Origin of the sequence: Flagellimonas yonaguniensis (assembly GCF_029193885.1) — a bacterium.
Lineage (GTDB): Bacteria > Bacteroidota > Bacteroidia > Flavobacteriales > Flavobacteriaceae > Flagellimonas > Flagellimonas yonaguniensis.
Map to the genome: position 1 here is coordinate 201,513 of NZ_JARFVB010000004.1, position 25,309 is coordinate 226,821.

The 25,309-nt window shown below is 42.2% G+C and carries 22 protein-coding genes; 18 read left to right on the top strand and 4 right to left on the bottom strand.

Annotation, left to right across the window (positions count from 1 at the left end; translation table 11 throughout):
* Positions 1 to 69 precede the first annotated feature (69 nt).
* A complete protein-coding gene (locus tag PY092_RS09115; protein WP_275615541.1) occupies positions 70 to 573 on the bottom strand; it encodes a lipocalin-like domain-containing protein in 504 nt (167 codons plus the stop codon).
* A gap of 152 nt (positions 574 to 725) precedes the next feature.
* Here PY092_RS09115 and PY092_RS09120 point away from each other — a divergent pair, with 152 nt between their 5' ends.
* Together PY092_RS09120 and PY092_RS09125 are read left to right on the top strand one after the other, a co-directional pair.
* Positions 726 to 1,571, top strand: coding sequence for an AraC family transcriptional regulator (locus PY092_RS09120; RefSeq protein WP_275615542.1), 846 nt, complete (start codon positions 726 to 728; stop codon positions 1,569 to 1,571).
* Between the two features lie 206 nt (positions 1,572 to 1,777).
* Positions 1,778 to 2,854: a 3-keto-alpha-glucoside-1,2-lyase-like domain-containing protein gene (locus PY092_RS09125; RefSeq protein ID WP_275615543.1), complete on the top strand. Its 1,077-nt coding sequence runs from the start codon at positions 1,778 to 1,780 to the stop codon at positions 2,852 to 2,854.
* Between the two features lie 3 nt (positions 2,855 to 2,857).
* Here PY092_RS09125 and PY092_RS09130 read toward each other — a convergent pair whose 3' ends face one another.
* On the bottom strand, positions 2,858 to 4,036 hold the full coding sequence (locus PY092_RS09130; RefSeq protein WP_275615544.1) for a GlmU family protein: 1,179 nt from the start codon (positions 4,034 to 4,036) through the stop codon (positions 2,858 to 2,860).
* Positions 4,037 to 4,119: 83 nt separating this feature from the next.
* Positions 4,120 to 4,389 (bottom strand): type B 50S ribosomal protein L31, encoded by a 270-nt coding sequence (locus PY092_RS09135; RefSeq protein WP_275615545.1) that lies wholly within the window; start codon positions 4,387 to 4,389, stop codon positions 4,120 to 4,122.
* Positions 4,390 to 4,549: 160 nt separating this feature from the next.
* Between PY092_RS09135 and PY092_RS09140 the strand changes: the two genes are divergently transcribed.
* From PY092_RS09140 to PY092_RS09175, 8 genes are all read left to right on the top strand, one after another.
* The gene (locus tag PY092_RS09140) at positions 4,550 to 5,071 is read left to right on the top strand and encodes a DUF4199 domain-containing protein (RefSeq protein ID WP_275615546.1); all 522 of its coding nucleotides are present in this window, start codon (positions 4,550 to 4,552) and stop codon (positions 5,069 to 5,071) included.
* A 42-nt stretch (positions 5,072 to 5,113) separates the two neighbouring features.
* Positions 5,114 to 6,061 carry a glycosyltransferase family 2 protein gene (locus PY092_RS09145; protein WP_275615547.1) on the top strand — a complete coding sequence of 316 codons (948 nt, stop codon included), beginning with the start codon at positions 5,114 to 5,116 and terminating at the stop codon, positions 6,059 to 6,061.
* A gap of 58 nt (positions 6,062 to 6,119) precedes the next feature.
* Complete coding sequence (locus tag PY092_RS09150) at positions 6,120 to 7,826, top strand: phospho-sugar mutase (protein WP_275615548.1); 1,707 nt, start codon at positions 6,120 to 6,122, stop codon at positions 7,824 to 7,826.
* Positions 7,827 to 7,829: 3 nt separating this feature from the next.
* Positions 7,830 to 9,656 carry an ABC transporter ATP-binding protein gene (locus PY092_RS09155; protein ID WP_275615549.1) on the top strand — a complete coding sequence of 609 codons (1,827 nt, stop codon included), beginning with the start codon at positions 7,830 to 7,832 and terminating at the stop codon, positions 9,654 to 9,656.
* Between the two features lie 94 nt (positions 9,657 to 9,750).
* Positions 9,751 to 10,293 carry an RNA polymerase sigma factor gene (locus PY092_RS09160; RefSeq protein ID WP_275615550.1) on the top strand — a complete coding sequence of 181 codons (543 nt, stop codon included), beginning with the start codon at positions 9,751 to 9,753 and terminating at the stop codon, positions 10,291 to 10,293.
* Positions 10,294 to 10,326: 33 nt separating this feature from the next.
* Positions 10,327 to 10,860: a hypothetical protein gene (locus PY092_RS09165; RefSeq protein WP_275615551.1), complete on the top strand. Its 534-nt coding sequence runs from the start codon at positions 10,327 to 10,329 to the stop codon at positions 10,858 to 10,860.
* Positions 10,853 to 11,293, top strand: coding sequence for a hypothetical protein (locus tag PY092_RS09170; RefSeq protein WP_275615552.1), 441 nt, complete (start codon positions 10,853 to 10,855; stop codon positions 11,291 to 11,293). Before PY092_RS09165 ends, PY092_RS09170 begins: the two co-directional genes overlap by 8 nt.
* A gap of 111 nt (positions 11,294 to 11,404) precedes the next feature.
* Positions 11,405 to 11,758, top strand: a complete 354-nt coding sequence (locus tag PY092_RS09175) for a DUF6515 family protein (protein ID WP_275615553.1) — start codon at positions 11,405 to 11,407, stop codon at positions 11,756 to 11,758.
* Between the two features lie 55 nt (positions 11,759 to 11,813).
* Here the strand turns inward: PY092_RS09175 and PY092_RS09180 are convergent, their stop codons facing one another.
* On the bottom strand, positions 11,814 to 12,845 hold the full coding sequence (locus tag PY092_RS09180; RefSeq protein WP_275615554.1) for a WD40/YVTN/BNR-like repeat-containing protein: 1,032 nt from the start codon (positions 12,843 to 12,845) through the stop codon (positions 11,814 to 11,816).
* Between the two features lie 59 nt (positions 12,846 to 12,904).
* Here PY092_RS09180 and PY092_RS09185 point away from each other — a divergent pair, with 59 nt between their 5' ends.
* The 8 genes from PY092_RS09185 to PY092_RS09220 all read left to right on the top strand — a co-directional run bounded on the left by PY092_RS09185 (position 12,905) and on the right by PY092_RS09220 (position 25,273).
* Positions 12,905 to 14,119, top strand: coding sequence for an RsmB/NOP family class I SAM-dependent RNA methyltransferase (locus tag PY092_RS09185; protein ID WP_275615648.1), 1,215 nt, complete (start codon positions 12,905 to 12,907; stop codon positions 14,117 to 14,119).
* Between the two features lie 413 nt (positions 14,120 to 14,532).
* Complete coding sequence (purL, locus tag PY092_RS09190) at positions 14,533 to 18,207, top strand: phosphoribosylformylglycinamidine synthase (protein WP_275615555.1); 3,675 nt, start codon at positions 14,533 to 14,535, stop codon at positions 18,205 to 18,207.
* Positions 18,208 to 18,334: 127 nt separating this feature from the next.
* On the top strand, positions 18,335 to 20,104 hold the full coding sequence (locus tag PY092_RS09195) for an AMP-dependent synthetase/ligase (RefSeq protein ID WP_275615556.1): 1,770 nt from the start codon (positions 18,335 to 18,337) through the stop codon (positions 20,102 to 20,104).
* A 271-nt stretch (positions 20,105 to 20,375) separates the two neighbouring features.
* Positions 20,376 to 20,825: a MarR family winged helix-turn-helix transcriptional regulator gene (locus PY092_RS09200; RefSeq protein ID WP_275615557.1), complete on the top strand. Its 450-nt coding sequence runs from the start codon at positions 20,376 to 20,378 to the stop codon at positions 20,823 to 20,825.
* A 15-nt stretch (positions 20,826 to 20,840) separates the two neighbouring features.
* The gene (locus tag PY092_RS09205; RefSeq protein WP_275615558.1) at positions 20,841 to 23,246 is read left to right on the top strand and encodes a 3-hydroxyacyl-CoA dehydrogenase/enoyl-CoA hydratase family protein; all 2,406 of its coding nucleotides are present in this window, start codon (positions 20,841 to 20,843) and stop codon (positions 23,244 to 23,246) included.
* Between the two features lie 33 nt (positions 23,247 to 23,279).
* Positions 23,280 to 23,639: a four helix bundle protein gene (locus PY092_RS09210; RefSeq protein WP_275615559.1), complete on the top strand. Its 360-nt coding sequence runs from the start codon at positions 23,280 to 23,282 to the stop codon at positions 23,637 to 23,639.
* Between the two features lie 49 nt (positions 23,640 to 23,688).
* Entirely contained in the window at positions 23,689 to 24,882 is a 1,194-nt protein-coding gene (locus PY092_RS09215) for an acetyl-CoA C-acyltransferase (protein ID WP_275615560.1), read from the top strand.
* Between the two features lie 37 nt (positions 24,883 to 24,919).
* Complete coding sequence (locus tag PY092_RS09220; protein WP_275615561.1) at positions 24,920 to 25,273, top strand: four helix bundle protein; 354 nt, start codon at positions 24,920 to 24,922, stop codon at positions 25,271 to 25,273.
* Positions 25,274 to 25,309: the final 36 nt, after the last annotated feature.

Consider the following 25,309-nt stretch of genomic DNA (forward strand, 5'->3'; position numbering starts at 1 on the left):
ACCCCCTTTTCATTTTATCGCTATAAAACCCCCTTGGATGTTCCAAAGGCCGTGAAATGAAAATCATCCTTATTTCTTCTTCCAAACAACTTTGGCCGTAATGGCTCCACCATTAGTGGTATTGGTTACAATATAGGACAGCAGACCATTCTTGAGTGTATAGGAACGGATCTGTTCCACACCCTCCCAATTGGGATAAAAAGCATGTTCCACATTGAATTTAATGGTATGGTTCGTCGCATCCACCGAGTATGTCCCAAAATGTGAATTACCGCCCTTGACCAATGCCACGTTTTCTTCTGGTGTTGCCCTGCTCTTATCATTGGCTTTCACTTTGGGACGTTCCGCTTTCAAGATTTGAATGGCATACTCTCCATTTTCAGTAAAAAAGAGCAACCCTTCAGGCTTTTCTCCATACGGAAATGTCTTGCTACCATCTGCATTGGTATTTTCTATGGCAACCAAAGACCAAGTGCCCACAAATTGGGTTTTCATTTTTTTTGGCAATGCGTTCTGTGCCATTGTAAACTGAAATGCGAACAAAAAGATAAAAAGGAATTTAAATGATTTCATTTTTGATTTTAATTGATTAATTGTGAATAAGTTTCGGATAGTGCAACCAATACCGGAAAACACCTCTCCTCTATTTGATTTAAAGCAAAATTATACAATCACACATCATATATACTTGTACATTTTTACACATAATTTGTATTTTCACACCCATGAGGGGAACAGTTTTGCACAGACAATATGAAATAGAATTGAAAGAATTACAGCGATTCAGCAAAACTGCCAAGCGCAACAACTTCTTTGAGTTGATACATATAGTTGAAGGAACAGGTATACAGACCGTGAACAAAAATCACTTTAATTACCGTAAGGGCAATTTGTTTTTGTTGACACCTCAGGATATCTATACATTCAATATAGAAACCCCTACCACATTTTTCTTTATCCGTTTTAATGAATTGTACATCAAAGACAGGGTCGATAAGGATAATGATGCAATAAAGCAGCTTGAGTACATTTTACAAAATGCAAGTCACAAACCGGGGTGTATCCTAAAAAACAAAAACGACAAACCCCTAATTGCCTCGCTCGTCAACTCAATTCTCAATGAACAAGCCAACCAACAATTATATTACACACGAATTTCAGAGCAGATCATTAACACCATCATTACTGTAGTAGCAAGAAACATAGCCTTGAAATTACCCAAGAACATCAAGGAGACCACAGGCGAACCTGTATTGGAAATGTTGAATTATATTCAAGAAAACATCTTTGAGCCCAAGAACCTGACTGCTGAAAAATTAAGTCAACATTTCAACATTTCGCCTAATTATCTGGGAAGATATTTTAAGAAACAAACAGGGGAAACACTTCAAAACTACATTATAAACTATAAAATACGTTTGGTAGAAACAAGATTACTGCACAGCGATATGCGAATCAACGAAATTGCCTATGAGCTCAATTTTACCGATGAAAGCCACCTCAACCGTATTTTCAACAAATACAAAGGAATGAACCCCAGCGAATTCAGAAAACTAAAAAGCATCAATTGATCGATAATTTCAGACCTTATCCCATCATCCTTATGTTCCGTCCATGGTTCCAAAACAAAATGCTTTTAATTGGCAAGTACACTAACCTAAGAACAGGGATACAATCGAATGATATGGCAGAAGTTGTTTTTTTTTCTTGCTTGATGATAGGGTTTCCTTTTCATTCCGACAGATAGGTTGTTATTCATCAACAAAAAAACAAACAGATGATTCCATTTCGCCTACCCTTGCTTCTCAGCTTGTTTCTAGCAACCCTACCCATTCATGGGCAAACCACCACTATTCCCCTAGCACCTGAGCACTGGACGGCTGCCAAAGGCAGTCAACTCGCCTTTGAAACTTTTGATGGTCGTCCTACCCTAGTTTTGGATGGCAAAGCCTTTGCGAGCAATGTCGAATTTTCCAACGGAGTGCTGGAAATGGAGGTGTACGCCAACACCAAACGTAGCTTTGCGGGTTTCTTATTCCGCAAACAAGACCAAAACTTTGAAGAAGTCTATATGCGCATGCACAAATCGCAACAAGTGGATGCGGTACAGTACACGCCTACCTACCACGGTGAGAGCAACTGGCAGTTGTACCCCGAACATCAGGCGCAAGTGGCTTTTAAAGCTGAAGGATGGAACCATTTACGCGTGGAAGTGGAGAACGTGACCGCCACCGTATTTGTGAACGGCGAGAAAGTATTGCAGGTGGAGCGGTTAAAATCAGGCAACCTTTCGGGTGAAGTCGGGATTTGGGCACTGTTCGGTAATCGGTTTTCCAACATTACCATTACCCCAACGGGCGAAGCAATGGCCAAAGAGCCCTACCCCATTGTTACTCCTGAGAAAGGTATCATCGGGGAATGGGACCTTACTGAGGCCCAACCTTATATTGAGGATCAAATAGACTTTAAAGGTTTTGAAAAGGCAAAGACCATTACTGTTCACACAGAACAATCAGGCTTGTTACCCATTTCCAGATATTTGGCAAAACCCTCTTCGGGCAATTTTGAGAGAAATCAAGAAGCCTATACGGTAGCTTCTACAACTATTGCTGTAACCGAGGACCAGACCAAGTTTTTTTCTTTTGATTTTAGTGATAAAATTATTGTGTTCTTGAACGGAGAGCCCATTTTTTACGGCAATAATGCGTTCAGGTCCAAAAACAACCAGTTTCAAGGCCATTTAGGTTTGGGTGCCAACAAACTGCCTCTGCATCTTAAAAAGGGTTACAATATCTTGCACTGTGTGGTCATTGACAAAGCCAATGGTTGGGGATTGATGGGAAAACTCGAGTAGTCTCTAGTAATTCCGCCACTTTTGAGTCAGCTCAAACACCTGCTCCAAAATTTTGGCTTCGGTATCGTTGAATTCCACATTTCGGCGCTTCATCATAGCCTCTGCCACCTCAAAAGCCTTGTTGGTCCTAAATACGGTGTAGCCTGCGGTAGCCCCACCCCAACTAAAACTGGGGATGAAGTTTCTAGGGAATCCGCTTCCAAAAATGTTGGCGCTCACGCCTACCACGGTTCCGGTGTTGAACATCACATTGATGCCACACTTGCTGTGGTCGCCCATCATCAAACCACAAAACTGCAAGCCTGTTTTGGCAAAACCTTCGGTTTTGTAGTTCCATAGGCGCACAGGCGCGTAATTGTTTTTTAAATTGGAGGTGTTGGTGTCTGCGCCAATATTGCACCACTCCCCTAGCACCGAGTTCCCCAAAAAGCCATCATGTCCTTTGTTCGAGTTGGCGAACAGCACCGCATTGTTGACCTCACCACCGAGCTTGCACCCAGGTCCAGCCGTTACCGCCCCATAGATTTTGGCGCCCATCTTTAAAATGGCGTTTTCGCAAAGGGCCAATCCACCACGAACGGTACAGCCCTCCATCATCAAGGCGTTTTTGCCAATGTAAATGGGCCCCGTGGAAGCATTTAAAATACAAAACTCCACCGTGGCACCTTCCTCGATAAAGATGTTCTCAGGACTCTTTACTTGGTTTGTATCGGGAATAGGTTGACTTTTTCTTCCCTTGGTAATCAAATCAAAATCAGCTTGAAGAGCAACAGCATTGTTGGAAAAGATATCCCATGTATTTTTAATGGTCAAAACCTCGTCTTCATAAGGAATGGCGGTATATGCCGATTCCTCAAAACCCGTTTCCAGATTTTCCGTGACGTAGGCGATATAACTGTCCTCCCCGATCAAAGCCTCGCCCATCTTTAAATTGTTTATGGCCTTTACCAAATTTTCATTGGGCAAATAACTGCCATTGATCACAGTGTTTTCAGCCGTGACCGTCAACGGGAATTTTTCCGAAAGATATGCCTCGGTTTGATGGCTTACGGACGCATTCAACCATTTTTCCCATTTTTCGCAAATGGTCATAATACCCACACGAATCTCGGATACGGGACGCGTGAACGTAAAAGGAAAAAGGTCTTCGCGGTGGTTACCATCGGAAAGGATATAGTTCATAGCGCAGCTTTGAATACTGTAAAAATAAAAAACGCCCTCGAAAAGTATCGAGAGCGTTCCTATATTTCGTTGAAAAGTATGACCTACTCGGCCTTCTTCTCTTCTTTCTTGAATTTCTTGTACTTGTTCTTGAACTTGTCAATCCTACCAGCGGTATCGACCAATTTGGTCTTACCTGTGTAGTATGGGTGGGAAGTTCTTGAAATTTCCAATTTTACCAAAGGGTATTCAACACCATCAACAGTGATGGTCTCTTTCGCTTCAGCAGTGGACTTTGTAATGAACACATCATCGTTGGACATGTCTTTAAAAGCAACCAATCTATAGTTTTCTGGGTGTATACCTTTTCTCATCGTCTTAAATGCTTAATCTCAGAATTTTCAGGGTGCAAATTTAATGATTTCTTTGACACCTCCAACTTAAAATGACTAAAAAAATAAAGTTAAATTTATATGTAACAAATGTAAGCATTCGATAACTAACCTTTTGTAAGCAACACTAATTTTAAAAATCATGGAAGAACAACAACCCAAAACGGGAAAATTTGCACTTAACTACGGACTGTTGTTAGGTGTAATCGGAGTGGTGTTCGGCGTTATGCTCTACACCCAAAAAATGCACTACGAGACAAGCACAGCGGTAATCGTTATTTCAATCGTGCTCTTGGCGGCCATCATCTTTGTGGGTGTAAACGCCTTTAAAAAAGCCAATGGCGGGTATTTATCCATTTCGGAAGCTTTAAAAATTGGCGTAGGAATCGCCTTGGTCGGGGCCATAATTTCCTTACTCTATCAGTTTGTGCTCACCAACTATATTGAGCCCGACTTTATGGACAAAGCCATGGAAATCGCCAAACCAAAAGCAATGGCCCAAAATCCGAACATGACAGAGGAGCAATGGGAACAAGGCGTGGAAATGCAAAAAAGCTTTGCTTGGATCCAGTATCCCGTTCTTTTAATTATGAACTCTGTGCTCGGTCTGGTCTTGGGTCTTGTTACTGGCTTAATCTTGAAAAAGTCCAAAGCGGATTACTAAAACAAAAAATACTACTTTTGAAGGGAATTCCAGAATCAAACAATGCAGATTTCCATTGTAATTCCTTTACTCAACGAGCAAGAATCGCTTAAAGAACTACATGATTGGATTGTACAAGTGATGCAGTCCAATCATTTTTCTTATGAAATCATCCTTATTGATGATGGTAGCACCGACGAATCTTGGAAGACCATTTCCGAGCTCTCCAAAATCAATGAAAATGTAAAAGGCATTCGGTTCCTGAAGAATTACGGAAAATCACAGGCACTTCATGCAGGTTTCAAAGCTGCTCTAGGCGACGTGGTCATCACCATGGATGCCGACTTACAGGACAATCCCGAAGAAATCCCCGAAATGTACCAAATGATCATCCAAGGGGGACACCATGTTGTCTCGGGCTGGAAAAAGAAACGGTACGACTCCGTCATCACAAAAAATATCCCGTCCAAACTGTTCAACTGGGCAGCACGTACAACTTCTGGAGTAAAACTGCACGACTTTAACTGCGGGCTCAAGGCCTTCAACCATAAGGTGGTAAAAACCATCGAAGTTTCTGGGGAAATGCACCGATATATCCCCGTATTGGCCAAAAATGCAGGGTTCTCAGACATTACGGAGAAAATAGTGCAGCACCAAGCCCGTAAATATGGTTCCACCAAATTTGGTGCGGAACGTTTCATCAATGGTTTTTTGGATTTGATCACTATCTGGTTCGTGTCCAAATTTGGCCGTAGGCCTATGCATCTCTTTGGTGCCTGGGGTGTTCTTATGTTTATTGTGGGATTCGGGTTTGCCCTCTATTTAGGTATCGACAAACTCTTTTTGAACCCAACAGGGCGATTGATCACGCAGCGACCCCAATTTTATATATCATTGACTGCGATGATCATTGGTACACAATTGTTTTTGGCAGGTTTTCTCGGAGAGATCATGGTACGATCTCGAAAAAACGACACCCGATACAACATCTCCGATAAAATTAACCTCTAGGCCATTCCTAAACCCTATAAACTTTGTATTTTTAAACATCTAAACAACTATAAACACTATGGATTCCATTACAGCTACAGCGCAATCTTGGTTGACCGATTTTTTTGATGAAGAAACGAAAAAGGAAATCAAACACCTGATAGACAACGATCCAGAGGAACTCAAGGAACGTTTTTATAAAGATTTGGAGTTTGGAACAGGAGGCATGCGAGGTGTAATGGGCGTAGGTACCAACAGAATCAACAAATACACCTTGGGAAAAAACACCCAGGGACTCAGTAATTATCTTAAAAAATCCTACACCGACGACGACCTAAAGGTCGTGATAGCATACGATTGTAGACATAACTCCCAATCCTTGGCCAAAACGGTAGCAGAAGTGTTCTCCGCCAATGGCATCAGGGTACATTTATTTTCGGATTTAAGGACTACACCTGAGTTGTCCTTTGCAGTAAAATATTTGGGTTGCCATGCGGGAATCGTACTGACGGCTTCCCACAACCCTCCAGAATACAACGGATACAAAGTATATTGGGCCGATGGCGGACAGATTGTACCTCCCCAAGACGGCGAAATCATAGCGGAAATCAACTCCCTATCTTTTGAGGACATTAAGTTTGATAAAGACGAAAGCCTTATTCATTTAATCGACAAAGAGGTTGATGAAGCCTTTTTTGAAGCATCCGTAAAAAACGGCAGTTTTGATGCCAAGGGAAAGGACGACTTTAAAATTGTCTTTACTTCCCTACACGGAACTTCCATCACTGCCATTCCAGAAGTATTGAAGCGAGCAGGTTACAACAATGTTACCATCATCGAAGAACAAGCGGAGCCAAACGGAGATTTTCCCACAGTGGAATCCCCCAATCCCGAAGAACCAGAAGCCTTGTCCATGGCCATTACCAAAGCCGAGGAAATCGGTGCGGATATGGTGGTGGGCACCGACCCTGATAGTGACCGTTTGGGCATTGCAGTGCGCAATCTGGATGGCAAAATGGAACTGTTGAACGGAAACCAGACCATGGTGCTCATGACCAAGTTCCTTCTGGACCAATACAAGGAAAAAGGATTCAAGGGCAACGAGTTTATCGCCTCCACCATTGTTTCCACTCCCATGATGCAGCAAATGTCCAAATCGTACGGTGTGGAGTTCAAAACAGCCTTGACCGGGTTCAAATGGATCGGTAAAATGATCAAGGACTTCCCAAGCTCTGAGTTCATCGGTGGCGGGGAAGAGAGTTTTGGATATATGGTTGGGGATTTCGTGCGCGACAAAGATGCCGTAACCTCTACCCTATTGGCCTGTGAGATTGGGGCCAATGCCAAAGCCAATGGGAGCTCCTTTTATAAAGATTTGATAGATGCCTACGTGGCGTTTGGTTTTTACAAAGAAAAATTGATTTCCATTACCAAAAAAGGGATGAGGGGTGCGGAAGAAATCAAGCAAATGCTGAAGGATTTCAAAGAAAACCCGGTAGACACCGTGCAAGGTTCAAAACTACTGTACATTGAGGATTACAACACGTCCATCGTTAAAAATGTACAGACAAACGAAGAGTTTACGCTTCACTTGCCCAAGTCCAATGTATTGATCTATGAGACCGAAGACGGAACCCGGATTGCTGCCCGACCCAGCGGAACAGAACCCAAAGTGAAGTTCTACATCAGCGCAAATGCAAAATTGGACAAAGCAGCCGATTATAAATCCGTAAATTCGCAGTTGGAAACCAAAATAGAAGGTATCCTATCCGAGCTGAATTTATAGTGAATGAACTACTTTAAAAAGATTCTCCGGTTTGCAGTGCCATACCGCAAATACGGTATTCTGAATATTTTCTTCAATATTCTCTACGCATTGTTTAGTGCATTGTCCTATGCTGCACTTATCCCAATGCTCAACGTGCTTTTTGATAAAACCAAACAAATCAACGAGCCTCCGACATACGAAGGCGTTGGCAAGCTTAAGGATTATTTTGAAGGGTACATGAATTATCAAGTGACCCAGTACTCTGGTGAAGACCCCATGAAAGGGCTCATCTTTGCCGTTGGCCTCATCTTGTTTTTGTTCCTGTTCAAGAACATCTTCAACTATTTGGCCATGTATTTCATTACTTTTTTAAGAAATGGGGTGCTCAAGGACATTCGAAACAAGATGTACGAGAAAATCATGGATCTGCCCATTTCCTATTTCTCCGAGAAAAAGAAAGGAGACGTAATCGCTCGCATTACTTCGGATGTTTTGGAGATACAACACTCGTTTCTTTCCATTTTGGAATTGATTGTACGTGAGCCATTGACCATTCTTTTCACGATCATTGTAATGTTCATCATCAGTGTGAAGCTTACCATTTTTGTGTTCATTTTTATTCCCATTGCAGGGATGATTATTTCGCGAATTGGAAAATCGTTGAAAAAGAAATCGGACAGGGTACAAAAGGAACAAGGCGAATTCCTTTCCATTGTTGAGGAAACCTTGGGTGGACTCCGTGTCATCAAGGCTTTTAATTCAGAATCAAGGTTTTATCAAACTTTCAAAGAATCTACCACACGTTTTTTCAAGTTTTCCAATTCCTTGTTGAATCGCCAAAACCTATCCTCACCAACAAGCGAATTCCTTGGGATAGTTGTTTTTGGTGTGCTGCTCTGGTTTGGTGGAAGAATGGTACTCCAAGAAGGCTCTCTGGATGCAGCCTCTTTTATTTCGTACATGGGGCTGGCGTTCAATATTTTGACCCCTGCAAAGGCCATCAGCAAAGCATCTTATGGAGTTAAAAAAGGAAATGCTGCCGCCGAACGTGTTTTGGAAATTCTCGAATCTGAAAACCCAATCAAAAATAGTGAAGGCGCTGAAGAAAAAATCGATTTCACTTCTGGTATTGAACTAAGGGAAGTTGGGTTCAAGTATGAGGACGATTATGTGTTGAAAAACTTCAACCTAAAGGTCGACAAAGGGAGTACAGTGGCCTTGGTCGGTCAATCCGGTAGCGGAAAAAGTACCGTGGCCAATTTGGCGACCCGATTCTATGACGTAAACAAAGGGGAAATCTTGATTGATGGTACCAACATCAAAAACATCACTAAAAAGTCGCTTCGTGGACTCATGGGATTGGTCACGCAAGATTCCATTCTTTTCAACGATTCCGTGAAGAGCAACATAGCCCTTGGCAAGGAGAATGCCACGATGGACGAAATCATCGAAGCCGCCAAGGTAGCCAATGCCCACGATTTCATCATGGATTTGCCCCATGGCTACGACACCAATATTGGTGATAGCGGCAATAAATTGAGCGGCGGACAAAAGCAACGCTTGTCCATTGCCAGGGCGGTACTCAAAAATCCACCTATCATGATTTTGGACGAGGCAACCTCAGCCTTGGACACAGAAAGCGAACGATTGGTACAAGATGCTTTGGAAAAAATGATGCAAAACCGTACCTCCATTGTTATTGCACACCGACTATCCACCATTCAAAATGCTGATACCATTGTAGTAATGAGCAAGGGGGAAATCGTGGAACAGGGAACCCATGAAGAGTTGATGAAGGCGGACAAAAACTACAAGAAACTTGTGGCAATGCAGTCGTTTACTTCATAGAGAGTTACCTCCTGTTTACTGTTTACTGTTTACTGTTTACTGAAAATTAAACCATTTCCCCCTACCTTAGTCCAAGCATCAAACAACAAGAAAATTGATAGCTGAGGAAACCTTAGTCCAAGAACTACAACAGGAAGAAAGCCGTGCAAAGGCCTTTGAGGTGTTGGTGAACACTTACAAGGAACGCTTGTATTGGCATATCCGTAGAATTGTGCTCGACCACGACGATACGGATGATGTACTCCAGAATACCTTTATCAAAGTATATAGGAACATAGAGAAGTTCAAAGGTGACAGCAAACTCTATTCGTGGATGTATCGGATTGCCACCAATGAATCCTTGACATTTTTAAAGCAAAAATCAAGGAAAATGGGCATTAGCGACCAAGAACTAAAGGATAGAATGGTGGAAAACCTTCAGGCCGATGTGTATTTTGAAGGTGACGAAATCCAACTCAAACTACAAAAAGCCTTGGCAACGCTGCCCGACAAGCAGAAACTGGTCTTTACCATGAAGTACTTTCAGGAGATGAAATACACCGATATTTCAGAGGCGCTGGACACCTCGGTGGGCGCCTTAAAGGCATCCTACCACTTGGCAGTTAAAAAAATAGAAACGTATCTTAAAGAAAATTAAACCTTTGGCTAATTTAGAAGTCATAAGACCACGATGAAAGAGGATAAAAAAAATAGTTTCAACACCCCTGAGGGCTACTTCGAGAGCTTTAACGATCGGCTTATGGACCGAATCCAAAAAGAAAAAGCCCAAGAAGGTGGCTCCATAATTCCCAAAACCGATGGTTTTGCAGTTCCCGTTGGCTATTTTAATGAAGTAACACCAACCGTTCTATCCAAAATCAACACAAAAAAAACCAAGGTCATTCCTTTAAAAACCAATAGGCGTTTTTATTATGGGGTAGCTGCGGTAGCCGCAATTTTTATATTGATGTTCAGCCTTATCTGGGAATCTAACCCTGAACCCATCTCTTTTGATGATTTGGCAAACGCTGAAATAGAGGCTTATTTTGAGAATACCGATTTGGAAATGACCTCCTATGAGATTGCGGAGGTGGTTTCATTGGAAGAAATAGAGTTGAACGATATACTCGATAATGACCTGGAAGACGACATCATCATGGAATATTTGGATGAAAATGTTGATGATATTGAAGAATTAAACTTAGAAGACATTGATTATGAATAAGAGAGCACTTATACTTTGTACCTTATTGTTCGGCACCTTTTTGATGCATGCCCAAGGACCTGTTCGGGATCGCATTAAAACACTTAAAGTGGCCTTTATTACCGAACAAGTGGGATTGACCAGTGACGAGGCCCAACAATTTTGGCCCATTTACAACGCACACGAGGAAACCATGGAGGATATCCGTAGAAAAGAGCGTACGGAAATACATGCCAATATCGCTCGTGCGCAAGAGCTTTCCTTAAACGAGTCGGAACAGTTATTTGACAACCTGCTTGCCCTCCAATTTGATAAGCAAAAGGCGGAACGGGAGTTCTTGTCCAAACTACGAACGGTAATCCCTGCCAAAAAAGTACTGTTGATGGTCAAGGCCGAGGAGGACTTTAAAAAACAAATGATTCAACAGTTCCGCAAACGGAGAGGTCGGGATTGAACAGGATAAAATCATAAAAAATGGATAAGGAGCCTTAGGGCTTCTTTTTTTTGATTAAACCTTTTCTAAAAACCACAGTCCTACTATCAGAAACCATTAAAATCCAATGTTATGAAACAAATGAAAGTATTTTTGGTTATCGCTGCATTTTTGGGAACCATGATTGGCGCCCAAGCACAAACAAGAACAGTGGTAAGGGTCTACCCAAAACATGGTACTGTAGTAAGAACGGTATCCAATCCAAGAGTAATAGTCCACAAGAGAACAAATTATTACTACGCCGATGGTGTGTGGTACAAAGCCAGTGGAAAAAGATATGTGGTCACAGCTGCGCCAAGAGGTATCAAGGTCAGAACCTTGCCTAGAGGCAGTAAAGTGGTTTACCAAAATGGAAGAAGGTTATACCGATACCGAGGCGTATGGTACAAAAGAAGAGGGCGCCACTACGTGGTCGTAAACGTATAGTTTTTGATTGATTTGTTTTTAGTTAGTTTAAAAGCGGCAATTTTTGCCGCTTTTTTTATTTAAAGTCCAATTTTGCTATCCTCTTGCTGCCTGCGGCAAAAGCAGTGGAATCATTCAAAAAGCGAAGGGTATAAAAAGGCTCCTCGCTCAATGGTTTCCAGCTATTACCACCATCAGAGGAATACGAAATCCCAGTAAACCCAGCTGCAACCAATGCTTGACCCTTTGAATTGGGAACAAACTGCACACAACTTTTGTAACCCGGTTCCTGTCCATCGGCAACCAATTGCCACGTTTTACCCCCGTCAACCGTTTTTATCTTATTGGCATTGTTGGATTCTGGTTGGGTGTAATCCCCCCCTATCGCAAATCCAAGATTTTCATCAAAAAAGTCCATGGAATAGATACCCTGTGTCGGTTCATCCGAAATCATCGGGGTTTCCTGTATTTCCCAAGTCATACCCTTATCGCTGGAAAAATAAATCCTTCCTTCCGTGGAGCCGACCCAGACCTTGTTACCTTTGACCACAATATTACTGTTACTGGCTGCAAAAGCCCCCTCCCCTTCTATGCCTTCAGGTAAATCCGAGCAAGGAATTTTGGTCCAGGAATTCCCGCCATCCCTCGTAATGATAATGGAAAAACACCCATCCACCGTATCGCCAACGGCAATACCTTCTTTATCGTTCCAAAACGTAAGGCTATCATAAAAAACGCCTTCCCCCTCTTCCGTATAGACCAATTCCATTTGGCCATTCACACCAGTTTTATACAACAAGGCAGGGCTTTCCACAGAGAGCATGAAGAAATCATTGGACGTATGGCCCACCGCCCTAAAATGAGGTATGATGGAATCAAACTTCTGTACATTCGACATCACTTTGAGGGAATTCACATCCACAGTGCCATACATACCATTGCTACCTGCAAAAGCCAAGGTTTGAGCGTCCAAAAAAGTTATCGCGCGAATGCTTACGGAATCTTCAAAAACCGGAGTTACAACAACTGTTTTAAATGGTTGCTTCTTTGGCTCCTCGGCACAGGAAATTAAAACTAGGATGGCAAAAAGGGAAATGATCGACCTCATAATATTTATTTTCCTCAAAAGTAAGCAGAAATCATACCTTTGCAACCTTATTTTATATGATGCGTTTACACAGAAACTTGGTATTTGCCGTAATTGATGCCCTTCACATGATTTTTAACGAGGGGGAATATGCCGATAAAGTGATTGAAAAAGTACTTCGTTATGATAAACGTTGGGGTTCTCGTGACCGGGGGTTTATTGCCGAGACCACCTACGATATCGTTCGATGGAAACGTCTCTATTCCGAAATAGCCGAGGTGCACGAACCTTACAGCAAACCCCATTTGTTTCGATTGTTCGGGGTTTGGTGTGTATTGCGAGGTATCCGAATTCCTGATTGGAAACAGTTGGAAGGTACACCCGAACGTCGCATAAAAGGCAGATTTGATGAATTGTCCAAAATCCGAAAGTTCAGGGAATCGATTCCCGACTGGATGGATGAACTGGGAGAAAAATCGTTGGGCAACGAACTTTGGACCAAAGAGATCGCCGCCCAAAACCAGCAAGCCGATGTGATTCTACGGACGAATACGCTAAAAGTCCCAAAACCACAATTAAAATCATTTTTGGCCAAGGAGGATATTGCCACCGAATTTATTGAAGGGTATCCAGACGCCCTAAAACTTGTTGAGCGTCAAAATGTGTTTGTGACCCAAGCCTTTAAGGATGGTTTGTTCGAAGTACAAGACGCCTCTTCCCAATTGGTTGCCCCTTTTTTGGAAGTGGAACCTGGACAACGTGTGGTGGATGCCTGCGCAGGTGCAGGTGGAAAAACACTTCATTTGGCTTCACAAATGCAGAACAAAGGGCAATTGATTGCTTTGGACATCTATGAAAGTAAACTGAAAAAACTCAAGAAAAGAGCCCGACGCAATGGCGTGCACAATGTGGAAACCCGCGTGATTGATTCCACCAAAGTGATCAAAAAACTACACAATAGTGCCGATAGGTTATTACTTGATGCTCCTTGTTCAGGTTTGGGAGTCATCAAAAGAAACCCTGACTCCAAATGGAAACTGGAACCAGAATTCGTGGACCGAATCATGGGAGTTCAGCAAGATATCCTTCATAATTACAGTAAAATGGTCAAAAAAGGAGGGCAAATGGTCTATGCCACCTGTTCCATTCTACCCCAAGAAAATTCAGAGCAAGTCAAAAAGTTCTTGGAATCCGAAAATGGAAAGGACTTTGAGTTTGTAAAAGAGCGAAACGTTTTTGCTTCGGAAACAGGATTTGATGGATTTTATATGGCCTTGTTGAAGAAGAAAGGATAAAGGCATGTCACATCGAGCGCAGTCGAGATGTCTATTTATATTTGAAAAAATCTACGCAATTAGAGTCAAACAAACCATGGATTCCTTCTTTTGCAGGAATGACACCAACTCCTATCCCTAATATCTCATTCCACGCGGATGCTGAACGTGGTCAAAGCACAATACGGAATCCAAAAATGGGATTACAAAATCATAGTAGCTTACCCGCAAGCCTTTCCATTTCATCGCTCCCACCCAAAATCAAACACAAGGAAAAGGATTTTATATTGGATTTGAAATCAGCCTATCCACCTTTTGGATTGAAGAATTCACTATCAACAGCACTTCGTTAACAAAACACCTGTGCTGTAGGATGAATTACGTTGCAAAATCGTATTTTTGCACTTTCTTAAACCGTTCAACGCAAAGATTGTATGATCCATTTTTTTGGGGACAAGGCGACCAAGGTTTTTGCCGTCCAAACCGCTCAGGAAATCACTCAGGAAGATAGTAACAAACTGACATGGTTGTTTGGCAACCAGCCTAAAATTGAAGCGGCGTCACTCGACGCCTTTTTTGTTGGGCCACGTGCCGCGATGATTACTCCTTGGAGTACCAACGCTACCGAAATTACCCAAAACATGGGTGTCACAGGAATTATTCGTATCGAAGAATTCCATGCCATTGAAGAAAGTTTTACCGATTTTGATCCAATGCTTTCTCAAAAATACACCTCTTTGGGACAAGATGTTTTCACTATCGATATTGTTCCAGAGGCCATAATGGAGATTGATGATATTGCAGCATACAATGAAAAAGAAGGTTTGGCCCTGAGCGAGGAAGAGGTTGAATATTTGGAAGGCCTTGCCAAAAAATTGGGACGTAAGTTGACGGATTCCGAAGTATTTGGATTTAGCCAAGTGAATTCTGAGCACTGTAGACACAAAATATTCAATGGAACTTTTGTGATTGATGGTGAAGAAAAACCCTCTTCCCTTTTCAAACTGATCAAGAAAACATCCGAAGCAAATCCTAACGATATTGTTTCGGCATATAAAGACAATGTTGCCTTTATAAAAGGACCAAAAGCAATCCAGTTTGCACCAAAAACTGCCGACCAACCTGATTTCTATGAAGAAAAGGAATTTGATTCCGTACTATCGTTAAAAGCGGAAACCCACAACTTCCCAACCACGGTGGAGCCATTCAACGGTGCCGCTACCGGTTCTGGAGGCGAGATTCGTGACCGTTTGGCGGGCGGAAAAGGTTCGTTGCCTTTGGCAGGAACCGCAGTCTACATGACTTCCTACTCCCGATTAGAGGAAAACCGTCCATGGGAAAACGGAATGGAAGAAAGAGAATGGTTGTACCAAACCCCAATGGATATTTTGATCAAGGCATCCAACGGTGCATCCGATTTTGGAAATAAATTCGGTCAACCCTTGATCGCTGGTTCAGTACTGACTTTTGAACATGAGGAAGAAGCTAGAAAACTGGGCTTCGACAAAGTAATTATGATGGCTGGAGGTATCGGTTACGGAAAAACCGACCAAGCCCTGAAAGACACTCCAAGCAAGGGAGACAGAATAGTCGTTCTAGGTGGGGACAATTATCGTATAGGAATGGGGGGAGCTGCCGTATCCAGTGCAGATACAGGAGAATTCAGCTCTGCTATTGAGTTAAATGCAGTACAGCGTTCCAACCCAGAAATGCAAAAAAGAGCATCGAACGCAGTTCGTGGATTGTTTGAAAGTCACGATAATCCTATTGTTTCCATTCATGATCACGGAGCTGGAGGACACCTCAACTGTTTGTCCGAATTGGTAGAGGAAACTGGAGGAACCATTGATACCGATAAATTGCCTATTGGAGACCCTACTCTTTCCAAAAAGGAACTGATCGGAAACGAATCCCAAGAAAGAATGGGATTGGTAATCGGCGAAAAAGATTTGGATCTATTGGACCGAGTTTCGGCCCGTGAACGCTCCCCTATGTACAATGTGGGTGAAGTTACAGGCGACCTTACTTTTAAATTCACTTCTGGCGAAACCGGCGAAACGCCGATGAACCTCGAACTTTCCGATATGTTCGGAAGTTCTCCAAAAACCATTATGGCAGATAAAACTGCCCAAAAAAAATATCCAACACTTGCTTATTCGCTGGAACACTTTCATGATTATTTGGAGCAAGTACTGCAATTGGAAGCAGTAGCCTGTAAAGATTGGTTGACCAACAAAGTAGACCGATGTGTTGGCGGTCGTGTTGCAAAGCAACAATGTGCAGGACCATTGCAATTACCTTTGAACAACTGTGGTGTAATGGCCCTTGATTTTAAAGGAAAAGAAGGGATTGCCACAAGCATTGGCCACTCCCCTATCTCAGCTTTGATCGACCCTGTTGCAGGTAGTAGAAACAGTGTCGCGGAATCGTTGACCAATATTGTTTGGGCACCGCTGAAAGATGGTCTAAAATCCGTATCGCTATCCGCCAACTGGATGTGGCCCTGCAGAAATGAAGGTGAAGATGCCCGTTTGTACTCGGCCGTGGAGTCTTTATCAGAATTTGCGATAGATCTGGGTATCAATGTACCCACTGGGAAAGATTCACTTTCCATGAAACAAAAATATAAGGATGCAGAAGTACTGTCCCCTGGAACGGTAATCATTTCTGCTGCTGCCAATTGTGACAACATCAACCAAGTAGTGGAGCCTGTTTTGCAGAAAGATGGCGGTAATATTTACTACATCAATCTATCCAAGGACAACCACAAATTGGGTGGTTCTTCTTTTGCCCAGATTTTAAATGGCATTGGTGATGAGGCCCCATCCGTTTTGGATGCAGGCTATTTCAAGACCGCTTTCAATATGCTGCAAAAACTCATCAAAGACGGGCAGATTTTAGCAGGTCATGATGTGGCATCAGGTGGTTTGATTACCACTCTTTTGGAGCTTTGCTTTGCAGATAACGATTTGGGTGCCGACTTGGATTTGTCCAACTTGGGTGAACAGGACATCATCAAACTATTGTTCTCTGAAAATATTGGTGTGGTGTTCCAAGCTAAAGATGCTTCAGTAGAAAATGAATTGAAAGCTATGGGTGTTGAATTTACCAAAATCGGTACTCCAACCTCAGAAAGCACCTTGAAAATCAAAAATAACGGCATTGAAATAGGGTTGAACATTGCCTCCTTGCGTGATACTTGGTTCAAAACATCGTATCTATTGGACAACAAACAAACCGCGAATGGTTTGGCCAAGGACCGCTATGACAATTACAAGAAACAGGCATTAAAATATGTTTTCCCAGAAAACTTTGATGGTAAACTGTCATCTCGAGCGCAGTCGAGAGACAACAATCGACCAAAAGCGGCCATTCTACGTGAAAAAGGAAGCAATTCCGAACGCGAAATGGCCAACGCGATGTACTTGGCCGGTTTTGATGTAAAAGATGTACACATGACCGACCTTATCACCGGGAGGGAGAACTTGGAAGACATCCAATTCATCGGTGCGGTTGGTGGCTTCTCCAACTCCGATGTGTTGGGAAGTGCAAAAGGTTGGGCAGGTGCCTTTAAATACAACGAAAAGGCCAACAAGGCTTTAAAAGATTTCTTTGCCAGACCTGACACACTTTCTGTTGGTATATGCAACGGTTGCCAGTTGTTTATGGAGTTGGACCTTATCAATCCAGAGCACGACACGCATGGCAGAATGACCTATAACGATTCGCACAAACACGAGAGTAATTTCACTTCAGTGAAGATTCAGGAAAACAACTCGGTAATGTTGTCCAATATGGCTGGTACCACATTGGGTGTTTGGATCAGTCATGGCGAGGGTAAATTCAGTCTGCCACATACCGAAGATCAATACAACATTGTGGCCAAATATGGTTACGAAGGCTATCCCGCCAATCCAAACGGAAGTGATTACAACACGGCCATGCTTTGCGATAGAACCGGTAGACACTTGGTGACCATGCCTCACATTGAGCGTTCCACCTTCCCTTGGAATTGGGCATACTATCCAAAGGATAGAACGGATGTGGTTTCCCCATGGTTACAAGCATTCGTAAATGCCAGGGAATGGTTGGAAAACTTGGAAGATTAGTATAAAACACAGCCAATAGGAGTGAAAAATTGGGGATTTTTCAAAATTTACCCAAGGTAATTGTTAAATCTGTTTCATAGTTATGGTCTGATTTGCTAATTTGCAATCGCTTTACATAAAACTTACTATGCAAACTGTTACCCGATTATTTGATTTCCCATACTATCAACTTGAAAAACACCCCTTAGAAAAATCATTGGTCACTAAAAGTGACAGTAAATGGATAGCTACATCCACACAAGAATATATAGACAAATCCAATGCTATAAGTAGAGCTTTGCTTCGTATGGGGGTAAAGCCCAACGATAAGATCGCCATTATTTCCATGACCAACCGAACGGAATGGAACATCATGGACATAGGAGTACTTCAGATTGGGGCACAAACCGTTCCGATATACCCCACAATTTCGGAGGACGATTATGAATATATCCTCAACCATTCCGAAGCAAAATATTGTTTTGTTTCTTGTGGTGAAGTGTTGGAAAAAGTACTTGCCATCAGTTCCAAAATCAAAAAACTGGAAGATATATATTCCTTTAATACGCTTGATAATTGCAAAAACTGGAGCGAGGTTTTGGAAATGGGGGCAGACACATCCAACCAAGATGAAGTCGAAAAATTAAAAGACAGTGTTGCGCCAGACGATTTGGCCACCTTGATTTATACTTCTGGAACTACAGGAAGACCAAAGGGGGTAATGCTATCGCACAACAATATAGTATCCAATGTGGTATCCAGTAAAACCAGGGTTCCTTTTGAAACTGGTGGAACCGCACTCAGCTTTCTACCCGTATGCCACATTTTTGAGCGAATGATCTTGTACCTATATCAGTACTGCGGTGTTGAAATTTACTTTGCCGAAGGGTTGGACAAAATCAGTGATAACATAAAGGAGGTAAAACCCAACGTAATGACCGTGGTTCCAAGATTGTTGGAAAAAGTATATGATGCCATTATCGCCAAGGGAGCGGCATTAACAGGAATTAAAAAGAAACTCTTTTTCTGGGCCGTGGAAGTGGGACTTAAATTTGAACCTTATGGAGTCAATGGTTGGTGGTACGCAAAAAAATTAGGGCTTGCCAGAAAACTTATCTTCAGTAAATGGAAAGAAGGCCTTGGAGGAAACCTATCCGTAATGGTTTCCGGTAGTGCTGCCCTTCAACCTAGGTTGGCCCGTATCTTTGGTGCTGCCGATATGCCCGTTATGGAAGGTTACGGACTTACAGAAACCTCCCCTGTAATTGCTGTGAACGACCAACGCAATAAAGGTTGGAAAATCGGCACCGTAGGTAGAATGATAGATGGCGTAGAGGTAAAAATCGCAGAAGATGGCGAGATTCTTTGCAAAGGTCCCAATGTAATGATGGGCTACTATAAAGATCCTGATAAAACCGCAGAGGTAATGACCGATGCCTATTTCCATACTGGGGATATCGGTGAAATTGATGCCGAAGGATTTTTGCGCATTACCGATCGCAAAAAAGAAATGTTCAAGACATCCGGCGGAAAATATGTGGCTCCACAATTATTGGAAAACCGTTTTAAACAATCCAGGTTCATCGAGCAGATCATGGTAATCGGTGAGGGTGAAAAAATGCCCGCCGCTTTGATTCAGCCCAACTTTGAATTTGTAAAGGAATGGGCCAAGCGATACCATATTGAATTAGGGTCCAATGATGAATTGGTGAAAAATGAAAAAGTAATTGCCCGCATACAAGAGGAAGTGGACTGGGCCAACCAAGAGTTTGCCAAATGGGAAAAAGTGAAACAATTTAGACTTACACCTGACATCTGGAGTGTAGAAGCAGGCCACCTTACCCCTACCATGAAACTCAAACGGAAGCCCGTTAAGGAAATGTACCTTGAGCTGTACAATGATATTTATGGACATTGAACCAATGTTCAATTTACAATGGACCGATAGCAATAGGCAACAATCAATGATTTGTTGTCATTTAGAGCTGGTATCCTGAGTGCAGTCAAAGGAGCAGTCGAGAAATCTCTTTTTAAGATTCTTGCAAAACATCTGTCATTCATATTATCCCGATAGCTATCGCGGATGAAGAATCCACCCTGTTTTTTAATAAAAATCCTTTACACTTAACCTAAATTTATTATGCATGCATAATAAATTTTTATATATTTGAGAACACCAAACCAGTTCTATGAAAGATTTGACCATTGATCACGCCCTTAGGGCCACCTGGCAGGCGGTAAGCAAAATGTATAATGAAGAGGCTAAAAACTACGATCTTACCATGGCCATAGGGTTTACCCTGTTGAGCATGGACCCAAAAGGAGGTACTCCGAGCACCACTTTGGGGCCAAAAATGGGAATGGAAGCCACGAGTTTGTCAAGAATCTTAAAAAATATTGAACAGAAAGGATACATTTTGCGAAAACGCAACCCAAAGGATGGCAGAGGAGTCCTTATTTTTCTAACCCCGCTGGGATTGGAAAAAAGAGAGGAATCCAAAAAGGTCGTACTCCGATTCAATGAAGTAGTGAAAGAACATGTATCAGAAGAAGACCTGAATGGTTTTTTTAAGACCATGAGTATGATAAACAAGCTTATTACCGACAAAAAAATCTATACAAAAACAACTAATAATTAATTTACAAACTTGCACATGAAAAGGCATATAAACAAAGTTGCCGTAATCGGTTCCGGTATCATGGGAAGTGGCATTGCATGTCACTTTGCGAACATCGGAGTCGAGGTTTTGCTGTTGGATATAGTTCCTCGAGAACTTAACGACAAGGAAAAGGCCAAAGGACTTACTTTGGAAGATAAAGTAGTACGCAATCGTTTAGTGAACGATTCCCTTACCTCTGCTTTAAAATCCAAACCCTCTCCCATTTACCATCAAAAATTCGCTGATCGCATCAGTACTGGGAATTTAGAAGATGATATTTCCAAAGTAGCCGATGTGGATTGGATCATTGAGGTGGTCGTCGAACGATTGGACATCAAAAAACAGGTATTCGAGAATTTAGACAAACACCGTAAACCGGGAACTTTGATTACCTCCAATACCTCAGGTATTCCAATAAAGTTTATGAGCGAAGGAAGAAGTGATGATTTCCAGAAACATTTCTGTGGAACCCACTTTTTCAATCCAGCAAGGTATCTTAAGCTCTTCGAAATTATTCCAGGTCCCAAAACCTCTCAAGACGTTTTGGATTTCTTGAATGGATATGGAGAACAATTTTTAGGCAAGACATCGGTAGTAGCCAAGGACACACCTGCATTTATCGGTAACAGAATCGGGATCTTCAGTATCCAGAGCCTTTTCCATGCCGTAAAGGATTTAGGTATGACGGTGGAAGAAGTAGATAAATTGACCGGTCCAGTTATTGGAAGACCAAAATCCGCGACTTTTCGCACGGTTGATGTTGTGGGGTTGGATACCCTGGTACATGTAGCCAACGGAATCAGTGAAAACTGTAAGGACGATGAACGCCACGAACTCTTCCAATTGCCGGATTTTATCCAAACCATGATGAACAACAAATGGTTGGGCAGCAAAACCGGACAAGGGTTTTACAAAAAAGTTAAAGGGGATGATGGTAAAAGCGAAATCCTAACCTTGGATTTGGATACTATGGACTATCGCTCCAAAAAGAGTGCGAAATTTGCCACTTTAGAACTCACAAAGACCATTGATAAGGTAATTGATCGTTTCCCAGTATTGGTAGATGGGAAAGACAAGGCAGGAGAATTCTACAGAAAGAGTTTCGGTGCCCTTTTCGCCTATGTTACCCATCGTATCCCCGAAATCACGGACGAATTATACAAAATAGATGATGCCATGAAAGCCGGCTTCGGTTGGGAACACGGTCCATTCCAAATCTGGGACGCCGTGGGACTCGACAAAGGTTTGGAGTTCATCAAGGCAGAAGGTCTGGAAGCAGCTCCATGGGTATCCGAAATGAAAGAAGCCGGTATTGATTCCTTCTACTCGGTAAAAGAAGGGAGTACCTACTTCTACGATATTCCTAAAAAAGCCATGGAAAAAGTTCCTGGTCAGGATGCTTTCATTATTCTGGACAACATCAGAAAAACCAAGGAAGTCTTTAAAAACAGTGGTGTTGTCATCGAAGATTTGGGTGATGGAATCCTCAACTGTGAGTTCCAATCCAAAATGAACACTATTGGCGGCGATGTACTGGCCGGTTTGAACAAAGCCGTGGATTTAGCTGAAAAGGATTTTGCAGGACTGGTTATCGGTAACCAAGCGGCAAATTTCTCCGTTGGCGCCAATATCGGCATGATTTTTATGATGGCCGTGGAACAAGAATACGATGAGCTGAACATGGCCATCAAAATGTTCCAAGACACCATGATGCGGATGCGCTACTCCTCTATCCCAACCGTTTCCGCCCCTCACGGCATGACCTTGGGTGGTGGTTGTGAACTTTCGCTTCATGCCGATAAAGTAGTGGCTGCGGCAGAAACCTACATTGGTTTGGTGGAATTCGGCGTAGGTGTAATCCCTGGTGGTGGCGGTTCCAAAGAAATGGCACTTCGTGCATCGGACACTTTCAGAAAAAACGATGTGGAGCTCAACGTGCTTCAAGAGTACTTCCTCACCATCGGAATGGCCAAAGTATCCACTTCGGCTTATGAAGCCTATGATCTGGGTATCCTTCAAAAAGGAAAAGATGTGGTCGTGGTAAATAAAGATCGTCAGATTGCAACAGCGAAAGCGTATGCTAAACTTATGGCAGATGCAGGTTACACCAAACCTGTAAAGCGAAAAGATGTAAAGGTACTTGGAAAACAAGCTTTGGGCATGTTCTTGGTAGGAACGGACTCCATGGAAGCTGGACATTATATTTCTGAACACGACAAAAAGATTGCTGATAAACTGGCCTATGTAATGGCAGGGGGCGACCTTTCTGAAGCAACAATGGTAACCGAACAATATCTTTTGGATTTGGAACGGGAAGCCTTCTTATCACTTTGTACCGAGAGAAAGACTTTGGAACGTATCCAACACATGTTGAAGACAGGAAAACCACTTAGAAATTAGATTTTGGACAGCTAGAATCTAGAAATTAGACAAATGGCAAGACATAATTTCAAAAAATTAAAGGTTTGGCAAGATGGTATTGAATTTGTGAAAGATAGCTATAAACTAACAAGAACTTTCCCTGATTTTGAACGATTCAATCTTACAAGTCAAATGAACAGATGCGCTGTATCCATACCTTCAAATATTTCGGAAGGTTCTAGCAAAAGTGCAGATAGACATTTTAAAAAGTTTTTAGAAAATAGTCTTGGTTCTGCCTTCGAATGGGAAACACAATTAATAGTTTCTTTTAACGAAGGATATTTAGATAAAAACGATTTCAAAGCATTAGAAAATAAAATACTACAAATTCAAAAAATGTTAGGCAAGTTTATTGATAATCTGAGCGATTAGTCTAAACTCCAATTATCTAGATTCTAGATTCGAAATAATTTATAAAACTATGAACAAAACAGCATATATAGTAAAAGGATATAGAACAGCCGTGGGCAAAGCCCCCAAAGGTCTGTTCAGGTTTAAGCGCCCGGACGAACTAGCGGCCGAAACCATCGAATACATGATGAACGAGCTTCCTCAACTGGACAAAAAACGCATTGATGATGTTATTGTGGGGAATGCCATGCCAGAAGCCGAGCAAGGTTTGAACATGGGAAGACTAATCTCATTAATGGGGCTTGACATTGAAGACGTCCCTGGCGTTACTGTAAACCGTTATTGCGCATCAGGATTGGAAACCATTGGAATTGCCACCGCAAAAATACAATCGGGAATGGCAGATTGTATCATTGCCGGTGGTGCGGAAAGTATGAGCTATATTCCCATGGGAGGATACAAACCGACCCCCGATTACGCAACCGCCAAAGAAGGTCACGAAGATTATTATTGGGGAATGGGACTGACAGCCGAAGCCGTCGCCAAACAATTCAAGGTATCTCGTGAAGACCAAGATGAGTTCGCCTATAATTCCCACATGAAAGCGTTGAAAGCCCAAGAAGAGGATCGCTTTCAAGATCAAATTGTTCCCATCGAAGTAGAACACACTTTTGTGAACGAGGCAGGAAAAAAAGAAACCAAAACATACACCGTCAACAAGGATGAAGGTCCGAGAAAAGGAACCAATATTCCTACCCTGAACAAACTTAGACCTGTATTTGCCGCTGATGGAAGTGTAACCGCAGGGAATTCATCGCAAATGAGTGATGGAGCCGCTTTTGTAATGGTAATGAGCGAAGAAATGGTCAAAGAATTGAATCTGGAACCCATTGCCCGACTGGTCAACTATGCTGCCGCAGGAGTGGAACCAAGAATCATGGGGATTGGGCCTGTGAAAGCCATTCCAAAAGCCCTAAAGCAAGCGGGAATGAAACAGGACCAAATAGATTTAATCGAATTGAACGAAGCCTTTGCATCACAATCATTGGCCGTTATCCGTGAACTTGGACTAAACCAAAACATCGTGAATGTAAATGGAGGAGCCATCGCTCTTGGACATCCGCTAGGCTGTACCGGAGCTAAACTATCGGTCCAGCTTTTCGATGAAATGAGAAAGCGTGACATGAAAGGTAAATATGGTATGGTCACCATGTGTGTGGGTACTGGGCAAGGTGCCGCCGGTATATTTGAGTTCCTTTCTTAAAATTTGAAAAGAGATTAGAGAAAAGAGAGGTCTATTGATGAAAAGGCATAATTATAAAAATTTGAAAATTTGGTCACTCGGATTGGAAATAGCAAATGAAATTTCTGACTTACTGCTCAACTTCCCCAATCATGAGCGATACGATTTAAGTTCCCAAATAAGCAGATGTTCGGTTTCAATGCCGAGCAATATTGCCGAAGGTTCTTCCAGAACAGATAAATCTTTCAAATACTTTATAGACGTTGCTTTGGGGTCTTCTTTTGAACTCGGCACACAACTTTTAATAGCTAAACATCGAAATTATATCAACACTGAAAATTTAAACAGACTCGAAGATAAAATAGAAGAATGGCAAAAGATGACCATGGGTTTTCAAAACGGATTAAAATAAGTCTTTCGTCTATTTTCTATCTTCTTTAATCATTAT

What these genes read in the sequence shown, in the direction of transcription:
- PY092_RS09115 (WP_275615541.1), bottom strand. Translation starts at nt 573, where the DNA reads ATGAAATCATTTAAATTCCTTTTTATCTTTTTGTTCGCATTTCAGTTT.
- PY092_RS09120 (WP_275615542.1), top strand. Translation starts at nt 726, where the DNA reads ATGAGGGGAACAGTTTTGCACAGACAATATGAAATAGAATTGAAAGAA.
- PY092_RS09125 (WP_275615543.1), top strand. Translation starts at nt 1,778, where the DNA reads ATGATTCCATTTCGCCTACCCTTGCTTCTCAGCTTGTTTCTAGCAACC.
- PY092_RS09130 (WP_275615544.1), bottom strand. Translation starts at nt 4,036, where the DNA reads ATGAACTATATCCTTTCCGATGGTAACCACCGCGAAGACCTTTTTCCT.
- PY092_RS09135 (WP_275615545.1), bottom strand. Translation starts at nt 4,389, where the DNA reads ATGAGAAAAGGTATACACCCAGAAAACTATAGATTGGTTGCTTTTAAA.
- PY092_RS09140 (WP_275615546.1), top strand. Translation starts at nt 4,550, where the DNA reads ATGGAAGAACAACAACCCAAAACGGGAAAATTTGCACTTAACTACGGA.
- PY092_RS09145 (WP_275615547.1), top strand. Translation starts at nt 5,114, where the DNA reads ATGCAGATTTCCATTGTAATTCCTTTACTCAACGAGCAAGAATCGCTT.
- PY092_RS09150 (WP_275615548.1), top strand. Translation starts at nt 6,120, where the DNA reads ATGGATTCCATTACAGCTACAGCGCAATCTTGGTTGACCGATTTTTTT.
- PY092_RS09155 (WP_275615549.1), top strand. Translation starts at nt 7,830, where the DNA reads ATGAACTACTTTAAAAAGATTCTCCGGTTTGCAGTGCCATACCGCAAA.
- PY092_RS09165 (WP_275615551.1), top strand. Translation starts at nt 10,327, where the DNA reads ATGAAAGAGGATAAAAAAAATAGTTTCAACACCCCTGAGGGCTACTTC.
- PY092_RS09170 (WP_275615552.1), top strand. Translation starts at nt 10,853, where the DNA reads ATGAATAAGAGAGCACTTATACTTTGTACCTTATTGTTCGGCACCTTT.
- PY092_RS09175 (WP_275615553.1), top strand. Translation starts at nt 11,405, where the DNA reads ATGAAACAAATGAAAGTATTTTTGGTTATCGCTGCATTTTTGGGAACC.
- PY092_RS09180 (WP_275615554.1), bottom strand. Translation starts at nt 12,845, where the DNA reads ATGAGGTCGATCATTTCCCTTTTTGCCATCCTAGTTTTAATTTCCTGT.
- PY092_RS09185 (WP_275615648.1), top strand. Translation starts at nt 12,905, where the DNA reads ATGCGTTTACACAGAAACTTGGTATTTGCCGTAATTGATGCCCTTCAC.
- purL (WP_275615555.1), top strand. Translation starts at nt 14,533, where the DNA reads ATGATCCATTTTTTTGGGGACAAGGCGACCAAGGTTTTTGCCGTCCAA.
- PY092_RS09195 (WP_275615556.1), top strand. Translation starts at nt 18,335, where the DNA reads ATGCAAACTGTTACCCGATTATTTGATTTCCCATACTATCAACTTGAA.
- PY092_RS09200 (WP_275615557.1), top strand. Translation starts at nt 20,376, where the DNA reads ATGAAAGATTTGACCATTGATCACGCCCTTAGGGCCACCTGGCAGGCG.
- PY092_RS09205 (WP_275615558.1), top strand. Translation starts at nt 20,841, where the DNA reads ATGAAAAGGCATATAAACAAAGTTGCCGTAATCGGTTCCGGTATCATG.
- PY092_RS09210 (WP_275615559.1), top strand. Translation starts at nt 23,280, where the DNA reads ATGGCAAGACATAATTTCAAAAAATTAAAGGTTTGGCAAGATGGTATT.
- PY092_RS09215 (WP_275615560.1), top strand. Translation starts at nt 23,689, where the DNA reads ATGAACAAAACAGCATATATAGTAAAAGGATATAGAACAGCCGTGGGC.
- PY092_RS09220 (WP_275615561.1), top strand. Translation starts at nt 24,920, where the DNA reads ATGAAAAGGCATAATTATAAAAATTTGAAAATTTGGTCACTCGGATTG.